Here is a 3,274-nt window from a genome sequence, read left to right as displayed (position 1 = left end):
TCTCTATTTTATCAAAATCCAACCTGCTTTTTTTCAGCATACTTTTTGAAACACCACCACAACTGTTAATGCTGAAAATAGAGCTTATACTCAACTTATTCGTCCATAATATATAAATTCACAATATTTAAAAGCTGGCTCATTTCAGTAAAAGTCGCAAGATTTTTCATTTTCACAAGGCTTTCCTTTAGAATAGGCGCATCTTATTTCTTAGCTTTGATTTCTCAATGATTCAGTTAGACCAGTTATCTATACGTCGCGGTGGACGTGTTTTATTTCAAAAAGCGTCGATGCAGTTACACCCAGGATGGAAAATTGGCCTAACCGGTGTCAATGGTGCCGGGAAATCGACCCTGTTTTCAGCTTTGCTTGGTGGCATGGAGTCAGACACCGGTTCGTTGACCCGTCCTGCGGTATGGACCGTGGCGCATATGGCGCAGGAAATCAAAGCGCTGAATATGAAAGCCATTGATTTCGTCTTGTCCGGCGATGAAGAATACTGGGATATTCAACAGAAACTGGAGCAGCCAGATCAGCTGGATGATGCAGAACTGGCCCATTTATATGGCCGTTTTGATGAAATTTCAGGTTATTCTGCGCCGGCCAAAGCTTCGCAACTGATGGCCGGTCTGGGCTTTTTTGAACATCAATCCCAACTGGATGTTTCAAGTTTTTCTGGTGGCTGGCGCATGCGCCTGAATCTGGCGCGTACCCTGATGAGCCGTTCCGATTTACTCCTTCTTGATGAACCGACCAACCATTTAGACCTGGATGCCATTCTCTGGCTCGAAGACTGGCTGAAAGCCTATGAAGGTACGCTGGTGCTGATTTCGCATGACCGGGATTTCCTCGATGCGATTACCGATCATATTTTACATATTGAAAATCAGGAACTGATTTTATATACCGGTAACTACTCGACCTTCGAGCGCACCCGCAGTGAACGTCTGGCGCAGCAGCAACAGGCTTATGAAAAGCAGCTGGAAACCCGCGCACATCTGCAAAAATATATTGACCGTTTTAAAGCGAAAGCCACCAAAGCCAAGCAGGCACAGAGCCGGATCAAACAGCTGGAGCGTATGCAGGAACTGTCTGCTGCCCATGTTGATACACCATTTACCTTCAGTTTCCGTGAACCGACCAAAATGAGTTCGCCTTTATTGCAACTGGAACATGCCGATATTGGTTATGGTGACAAGCTGATTGTCACCAATGTCAATTTACAGATCACGCCAAGCAGCCGGATTGGTTTGCTCGGGATGAATGGTGCCGGTAAATCCACCCTGATTAAATCGCTGGTCGGTGATTTAAAATTGCTTCAGGGTCTGCGTAAAGATTCAGAACTGCTCAATATTGGCTACTTTGCCCAACACCAAATGGATGCACTGGATGGCAATGCCAGCCCGATGTTACAGCTGGCCCGTATTGCCGATAAAAAAATCAGTGAAGCCAGCCTGCGTTCTTTCCTGGGCAGTTTTGGTTTTAGCGGCGAACGCATGGATACGCCAAGTGAAAGTTTCTCAGGCGGTGAACGTGCCCGTCTGGCTCTGGCATTGATTGTCTGGCAGCGTCCAAACGTGTTGATTCTGGATGAGCCGACCAACCATTTAGATCTGGATATGCGTCATGCATTGACCATGGCCTTGCAGGATTTTGAAGGTGCTGTGGTGCTGGTATCGCATGAGCGCCAGCTGATTGCCAGTGTCTGTGATGAATTGCTGCTGGTACATAATGGTCAATGCCGTGAATTTGACGGTGATCTGACCGCTTATGCCGACTGGTTACGTCAGGCCCGCATTGAGATGATCAAAAACGGGCAGAAGCCAGCCGAGCCGGTGAAATCTCAGGTCGAAGTCAAAGCAACCATTTCCAGACTGGACAAAGAAGCACAGCGTAAGGAAGCGGCACGCCAGCGGGAACTGAGCCGCCCGATTCGTAAAAATATCGAAAAATGTGAAACACAGATTTCAAAGGTTACGCCGCGACTGGCTGAAATTCAAAGCTTGCTCGGAGATAGTGCTTTATATGATGCCTCACGTAAAAATGATTTGCTCAAACTGATGAATGAGCAAACTGAGCTGAAAGCCAAACTGGAAACAGCCGAAGAACAGATGCTGGAACTAATGATGGAACTGGAAAGTCTGGAGCAGTCCTTCTAACACTATTTCAACACCCCCATTATCTGAGAGATGAGTAACAAGCGTTATTCATCTCTTTTTTTTATTAAAACCACCCATTTTTAATATTTTCCTCCTGCTTTTCATCTCCGTGTAGTTCCTTGCTATTCTTGAGTACTGCATCTCTTCTTCAAAACTTGACACATTTTGTCGTGAATTACGCAAGTGCCATATAAGTTTATTTTTTGGTGGTGTTTCAAAAAGTATGCTGAAACAAAGCAGGTTGGATTTTGATAAAATAGAGAAATGCGAATAACTCTAGAAATCAAGTGTCCAGCCTGCCTAAGTGACAGTATAAAGAAAAATGGCACAAAAGTAGATGGTAAGCAAAATTACCAATGTAAAATATGCAGACGTCAATTTATTGGTGATCATGCTCTCAGTTATCAAGGCTGTCACTCAGGTATCAAAACCAAAATATTACACCTCATGGTGCGAGGCAGTGGTGTCAGGGATATAGCAGAAATTGAAAGAGTAAGTATCGGTAAAGTTCTACGGACACTTAGCCAATCAAAATATCAACTTCGAGCACAGCAAAGTCATTATGAAACCCTTGAAGTAGATGAGTTTTGGACTTTTGTTGGTCATAAGCAAAATAAACAATGGCTAATTTATGCCTATCATCGAGAAACAGGTGAAATTGTTGCTTATGTATGGGGTAACCGAGATTTAGCCACTGCAAAACGACTTAAATTAAAATTGAAGCAGTTAGGTGTAAGCTATACATGTATATCAAGTGACCATTGGGATAGCTTTGTTACGACCTTTAAAGAATGCAAACAGTTGATTGGTAAATTTTTCACTGTGGGTATAGAAGGCAATAATTGTCGATTACGGCATCGGATCAGGCGAGGCTTTAGGAGAAGCTGCAACTTCTCCAAAAAGCTTGAAAATCATTACAAAGCCTTTGATTTAGCGTTCTTTTATATCAATAATGGATTCGTTTAATGCCAGCATACTTTTTGAAACACCACCAAAAATTTAACATAAAATCTCATATACGAAATTCGGGTGTTAGAACCCATTCAAAGTGTACTCATCAGTACACTTTGAAATTTTGATATAAAAAATTTAACATAAAATCTCTTATACGAAAT

General features: G+C 42.9%; 2 protein-coding genes. Both read left to right on the top strand.

Annotated features, from left to right (window positions below):
* Nucleotides 1–227 precede the first annotated feature (227 nt).
* The gene (locus tag FTV34_RS16820; protein WP_154320142.1) at nt 228–2,159 is read left to right on the top strand and encodes an ATP-binding cassette domain-containing protein; all 1,932 of its coding nucleotides are present in this window, start codon (nt 228–230) and stop codon (nt 2,157–2,159) included.
* A gap of 264 nt (nt 2,160–2,423) precedes the next feature.
* Nucleotides 2,424–3,125: an IS1 family transposase gene (locus FTV34_RS16815; RefSeq protein WP_154320143.1), complete on the top strand. Its 702-nt coding sequence runs from the start codon at nt 2,424–2,426 to the stop codon at nt 3,123–3,125.
* Nucleotides 3,126–3,274 lie beyond the last annotated feature (149 nt).

The organism is Acinetobacter sp. YH16038, from assembly GCF_013417275.1.
Lineage (GTDB): Bacteria > Pseudomonadota > Gammaproteobacteria > Pseudomonadales > Moraxellaceae > Acinetobacter.
Note: the sequence above shows the minus strand (reverse complement) of the source record. Positions and strands in the feature narration are given on the sequence as shown.